Genomic DNA, 6,668 nt, shown 5'->3' with positions numbered 1-6,668 from the left:
CGAACATGGCTCTCATTCATCCTTCGTCCTTGACTTCCCGGGCCTCCCATGGATGTTGCGCGTAACTCCGAACCAGCAGGCTTTTTCAATGTCCGCCTCCATGCACCGTTACCGTTCCCACACCTGCGGCGCGCTCCGCGAATCCGACGTCGGCCAGACGGCCCGCCTTTCCGGCTGGTGCCACCGTATCCGCGACCATGGCGGCGTGCTGTTCATCGACCTGCGCGACCATTACGGCATGACGCAATGCGTGATCGACCCGGATTCCCCAGCCTTCAGGCTGGCCGAGACCGCGCGCTCCGAGTGGGTGATCCGGGTGGACGGCAAGGTTCGCAAGCGTCCGGCCGGCACCGAGAACCCTGAGCTGCCCACTGGCATAATCGAGGTCTACATCACCGACATGGAGGTGCTCGGCCCTGCGGACGAGCTTCCGATGCCGGTCTTCGGCGACCAGGAATATCCGGAGGAGACCCGGCTCAAGTACCGCTATCTCGATCTTCGCCGCGAGAAGCTGCACAGCAACATCATGAAGCGCGGTGCGATCATCGACTCGCTTCGCAACCGCATGAAGTCGAGCGGCTTCTTCGAGTTCACGACGCCGATCCTGACGGCCTCGTCGCCGGAAGGCGCGCGCGACTTCCTGGTGCCCTCGCGCATCCATCCCGGCAAGTTCTACGCGCTGCCGCAGGCTCCGCAGCAGTACAAGCAGCTGATCATGATGTCCGGCTTCGACCGGTACTTCCAGATCGCGCCCTGCTTCCGCGACGAGGACCCGCGCGCCGACCGTCTGCCGGGCGAGTTCTATCAGCTCGACGTGGAGATGAGCTTCGTCACGCAGGAGGACATCTTCCAGACCATGGAGCCGGTGATCCGCGACACCTTCAAGGAGTTTGCGGACGGCAAGCCGGTGACGGATGTCTTCCCGCGCATCCCTTACTTCGAGGCGATGCTGAAATACGGCTCCGACAAGCCGGACCTGCGCAACCCGCTCGTCATCGCCGACGTGTCGGAGGTGTTCGAGCGTGAGGACGTGACCTTCAACGCGTTCAAGAACGTCATCAAGTCCGGCGGCGTGGTGCGCGCGATCCCGGCGACGGGTGCCGCTTCGCAGCCGCGTTCCTTCTTCGACAAGCTCAACGACTGGGCCCGCACGGAAGGCGCGCCGGGCCTCGGCTATATCGTGTTCGAGGAAGAGGGCGGCCAGATCCAGGCTAAGGGCCCCATCGCCAAGTTCATCCCTGACGAGGCTCAGGCCATCATCCGCGAGAAGGCAGGCATCAAGGCCGGCGACGCGGTGTTCTTCTCGGCCGGGCCTGAGGACAAGGCCGCCTCGCTCGCCGGCAAGGCGCGCGTGCGCATCGGTGACGAGCTGGGCCTCGGTAACAAGGATCAGTTCGCCTTCTGCTGGATCGTCGACTTCCCGCAATACGAGTGGAACGAGGACGAGAAGAGGATCGACTTCTCCCACAACCCGTTCTCCATGGGCAACATGGACCACGACGCCTTCATGGCGCTCGATCCGAACGACAAGGACAAGATCCTCAAGATCACGGCCTTCCAGTACGACATGGTCTGCAACGGCTACGAGATGGCCTCGGGCTCGATCCGTAACCACCGCCCCGACCGGATGGTGAAGGCCTTCGAGATCGCAGGCTACGGCGAGAAGGAAGTCATGGATCGCTTCGGCGGCATGTACCGCGCGTTCCAGTACGGCGCTCCGCCTCACGGCGGCATGGCAGCCGGCGTGGACCGCGTCGTGATGCTGCTCTGCGGCGCGCAGAACCTGCGCGAGATCACGCTCTTCCCGATGAATCAGAAGGCGGAAGACCTTCTGCTCGGCGCGCCCACCGAGGCGACACCCAAGCAGCTGCGCGAGCTGCACATCCGGACGAACCTGCCGGAGAAATAGTGACCCTCATCCGGAGAGTGTGAGCTTAGTAGCCGCGTCGCCGACTTGTCACTCCACCTCGTCATGGCCGGCCTTGTGCCGGCCATCCACGTTTTGGGAACCGCAGCACCTCAAAGACGTGGATCCCCGGGACAAGCCCGGGGATGACGGAGAAGGGGCGGTTATGACAGCTTCGCTGGGTTGGACCATCATCAGGTCATCCTCACCCCCACGCTTGCCTCCTTCCTGCAGAAGGCGAGGGAGTGAGACGGATCGCTCCATCATCCCAGCCGTCTTGCGTTCCAGGCAGACCTGTCATGCCTGCATCCTTCGTCTCAATCTCGCCGCGAGAGAAGAACATTGACGCGATGGCGAAGGGCGCGCACAAGGACCATTCAAGTTAAACGGCTGGTGTAAGGAGCGTTGGAGATGGGAGACAACATCTCGCAGGATCTGAAATCGGGGGCGATGTTCTACCACCAGCATCCGCGCCCTGGTAAGCTCGAGATCCAGCCCACCAAGCCTCTCGGCAACCAGCGCGACCTGGCGCTGGCCTATTCCCCGGGTGTGGCCGCCCCTTGCGAGGCCATCGCCGCCGATCCGGCCGAGGCCGCCAATCTCACCTCCCGCCAGAACCTCGTCGCCGTGATTTCCAACGGCACCGCCGTGCTGGGCTTGGGCGATATCGGCCCGCTCGCCTCCAAGCCCGTTATGGAGGGCAAGGCGGTTCTGTTCAAGAAGTTCTCCGGCATCGACGTGTTCGACATCGAGGTGGCCGAGAAGAACGTCGACAAGCTCGTCGAGGTGATCGCGGCGCTGGAGCCCACCTTCGGCGGCATCAACCTCGAAGACATCAAGGCTCCCGAATGCTTCGAGGTGGAAGAACGGTTGAAGGCCCGCATGGGCATCCCGGTCTTCCACGACGACCAGCACGGCACTGCCATCATCGTGGGCGCGGCCGTCACCAACGCGCTGGAGCTCGCGGGCAAGAACATCGCTGAGGTGAAGATCGTCACCTCCGGCGCGGGCGCGGCCGCGCTCGCCTGCCTCAACCTTCTGGTCTCGCTCGGCGCGAAGCGCGAGAACATCTGGGTGACGGATATCGAAGGCGTGGTCCATGACGGTCGCAACGAGCTCATGGACCGCTGGAAGTCGGTCTATGCGCAGAAGACCGATGCGCGCACGCTCAGTGATGTGATCCCCGATGCGGACGTGTTCCTCGGCCTCTCGGCCGGCGGCGTGCTGAAGCCCGAGATGGTGGCGAAGATGGCGCCGCGTCCGCTCATCCTGGCGCTCGCCAATCCCTATCCTGAGATCATGCCGGAGGAGGCCGAGGCCGCGCGTCCCGACGCCATGATCTGTACCGGCCGTTCGGATTACCCGAACCAGGTCAACAACGTGCTCTGCTTCCCTTACATCTTCCGCGGCGCGCTCGATGTGCAGGCCACCACCATCAACGAGGAGATGAAGGCTGCCGCCGTGAAGGCGATCGCGAGCCTTGCCCGCGAAGCCCCGTCCGAAGTCGTGGCGCGCGCCTATGGCGGCGAGGCGCATCCCTTCGGCCGCAAGTCGCTGATCCCGAGCCCGTTCGATCCGCGCCTCATCCTGCGCATCGCGCCGGCGGTGGCGAAGGCCGCCATGGATTCCGGCGTCGCCCAGCGCCCGCTCGAGGATCTGGAGGCTTACACCGAGTCCCTCGGCCGCTTCGTGTTCCGCTCCGGCTTCATCATGAAGCCGCTCTTCTCGCAGGCGAAATCCGCCCCGAAGCGCGTGATCTATGCCGAGGGCGAGGACGAGCGCGTGCTGCGCGCCGTGCAGGTCATCGTCGAGGAAGGCATCGCGAAGCCGATCCTGATCGGACGTCCGAGCGTGGTCGAGGCGCGCATCAGGCGCTTCGGTCTCTCGATGGAGATCGGCAGGCACTTCGAGCTGGTGAATCCGGAAGACGATCCGCGCTACCGCGATTACGTTGCCTCTTACGTTGAAGCAGCAGGCCGAAAGGGCATCACGCCGGATGCGGCGAAGACGCTCGTGCGCACCAACTCCACGGTCATCGGCGCGCTCGCCGTGCGGCGCGGCGATGCGGATGCGCTGATCTGCGGGCTCGAAGGCCGCTTCCAGTCCCGCGTGAAGCACATCAAGGACATTATCGGCCTTGCTCCCGGCGTGCACGAGATGGCGGCTCTGTCGCTCGTCATCACGACGAAGGGCGCTTACTTCCTCGCCGATACGCATGTGCAGTTCGACCCGAGCGCGGAGGAGATCGCCGACATGGCGATCGCCTGCGCCAGCCATGTGCGCCGCTTCGGCATCGAGCCGAAGATCGCGCTGCTCTCGCATGCCGATTTCGGTGCGGCCGATACCCGCTCCGCCGTGAAGATGCGCGAGGCGCTCGCCTGCATCAACGAGCGCGCGCCCGATCTCGAAGTCGATGGCGAGATGCAGGCGGATGCCGCTCTCTCCCAGATGATCCGCGACCGCGTCAATCCCGGATCGCGCCTGACCGGCGAGGCAAACGTGCTGATCATGCCGAACCTGGATGCCGCCAACATCGCCTTCCAGTTCACGAAGATCCTGGCGGATTCGCTTCCCGTCGGCCCGATCCTCATCGGTCCCGCGAAGCCCGCGCACATTCTCACGCCGTCCGTGACGGCACGCGGCATCGTGAACCTCACGGCCATCGCCGTGGTCGAGGCGCAGGCCGCCGAGCAGGATCAGCCGCAGCTGATTTGATCGCTGCTCAAGAAGCGATCTCTGTTCGTCATGGCCGGGCTTGTCCCGGCCAGCTCGTTTCAGAAGGGTGCTTCGCGCAGATCGGGATCACCAGCACAAGGCCGGTGATGATGTGGAGGTGAGTGTGAAACGAAAATGGCCGCAACAAGTGCGGCCATTTTGCTTCGAGCAAAACTCACTCCGCCTTTGCGGTGATCTTCAGCTTCTCCAGCAGCACTTTGGGGTCTGACGCGAGCATCACGTCCATCACGCCGAAGCCGGACGGATTTTTCGACTGTGCCTCGATCGTGAGTTTGCCGGGCTTCTCGATGAAGCGGGAAATGGCCTGACCCAATGTCCGGGACTGTTCCGAATTGCCGATCATGCTCGACAGAACGAGGGGCGTAGCGCCCGAATACATCTTCTGCAGCGCCTCGGGCGTCGTGCCTTCCTCCTTCGCAGTCTTGGCGAGATAGCGCTCGACTAATCCCCTGTTCTCCACCACGACGCTGGCCGACTTCGCCTTGGCGCCGATCAGCGCGGCGGACGCGGTCGCTTCGTCTGGGCTGAAGAGATCCGGGGTGACATTGCCGATGAGCCCCGTCACCCGCACGCTTCCCATCTCTTTTCCATCCATCGAGAATTCCTTGATGGCGATCTCGTGCGCCGATTCGTTCCAGGCGGCTGCCACGACGAAGGAGCCGTCGATGGACTTGTATCCGAGGGCCCGAAGTTGCTGGGCAAGCTCATCGTCGCTGCTATCCGAAAGGGTCATGGAGACATTGCGCTGCTCGAAGCGGATATTCGTCGGGATGCCGTTCATGGGCTTGTCCGCTGTCATCTCCATGAGCTTCCAAACGACGCGCACGTGCTCGTCAGGCTTGTCTTCGGTTGCGGGAGCATCAAAGTCCATGTCCGTGATGCGCAGCGTTCCGAGGGTGGGGATGAGGCTGCGCACGGCGGTGCTGTCGAGTTCCTTCAAAGACTTGCTGTCGAGGGCCTTGAGCCCTTCCAGCGTCGGCGCAAGAGAGAAGCCTGAAAGGCTGACAGCCCCGATCTTGACCCGGGCATCCGTGTCCGTGACGTCGATGCCTTCCGCGCGCATCTCAGATGCTTGCGAGCCGTTGGCGCCGGTATAGGCGATGCGTGCGATGGAGCCGGTCTCCTTGTTCTCTTTCCCGTTGCCCTTGAAGGTGATGCCGGTGGCCTCCAGGAGACCGGCATCGAGGGCACCGAGAAGGTCGGCGACAATGTGCATGAGACGGGTCTGCTCGTCAGGCGACGCCGCCTCCTTCTGGGCCAGTTCATTGATGGCGGCGATGGTGCCGTTCCAGGAATCCTTCGTCGGCCGGGCCATGATGTCCCGGCCACTGAGGCGGGCGATCTGGGCGCTGTAGGTGCCGGCACCGTCCACCATGTCGATCTTCTCGATGGAGAAGGTGCTGTAGATCCTGGCGAGGGGAGCGGAGGCGTCCTTCGTGTCGTAGAGCTTCGCGAAGGCGGGCGTGTCGAGGTCGTTGAGAATGGTTCGTCCGTAACTGATGAGGGTGTTGCTCTTGCCACCTGTCCCCTCGACGGCCGTCGTCTCGATCGTCAGCGAGGCGATCTTGCCCCGGACCACGTCGTTCAGGGAGATGTTCCGGTAGAAAGCCGTCTGTGTTTCCTGGCCGAGCTTCTGCGAGACCTTCAGCTCGGGAATGGTCACCTGCTTGACGTCGATCCTGGCGAGCTTGTCCGCGAGAGGCTCGGCCGTGGAAGAGAAGAGGCCCTCGATATCCCGGCGGGCTACGGAGGCGCCGCTGAACGAGACCTGCTTCGCTTCATAGGTGGCTCCGCCCCAAGTGAAGCGGACATTGTCGAGGGTGAAGCTGTCAGCCGTTTGAGCGAAAGCCGCGCTCCAGAGCGAGGTCTTCACGGCCCCGATGGCGATGTGCTGCGTGCCGCTGCCGAAGGCGAGATCGCGAAGGACAATCGGTTCGAATTGCATGGCCGCGGTGCCGGCCATCAGGGCGAGCGCGCAAATGCCTGAACGGTGAAGAAGCTTCATCATATCCCCCGCGATGAAGAA

At 63.5% G+C, this 6,668-nt stretch carries 3 protein-coding genes; 2 read left to right on the top strand and 1 reads right to left on the bottom strand.

Features of this window, described 5'->3' with window-relative positions:
* Positions 1–100 precede the first annotated feature (100 nt).
* On the top strand, positions 101–1,909 hold the full coding sequence (gene aspS, locus ACUXUR_RS25240) for an aspartate--tRNA ligase (protein ID WP_445505103.1): 1,809 nt from the start codon (positions 101–103) through the stop codon (positions 1,907–1,909).
* 408 nt (positions 1,910–2,317) lie between these two features.
* The gene (locus tag ACUXUR_RS25235; RefSeq protein WP_445505100.1) at positions 2,318–4,621 is read left to right on the top strand and encodes an NADP-dependent malic enzyme; all 2,304 of its coding nucleotides are present in this window, start codon (positions 2,318–2,320) and stop codon (positions 4,619–4,621) included.
* A gap of 175 nt (positions 4,622–4,796) precedes the next feature.
* On the opposite strand, the gene ACUXUR_RS25230 is transcribed toward ACUXUR_RS25235, so the two are convergent.
* A complete protein-coding gene (locus ACUXUR_RS25230; protein WP_445505099.1) occupies positions 4,797–6,650 on the bottom strand; it encodes a hypothetical protein in 1,854 nt (617 codons plus the stop codon).
* Between the last annotated feature and the right edge of the window lie 18 nt (positions 6,651–6,668).

It is taken from the genome of Microvirga medicaginis (assembly GCF_052658925.1).
This window is presented reverse-complemented; position numbering and strand designations above follow the sequence as displayed.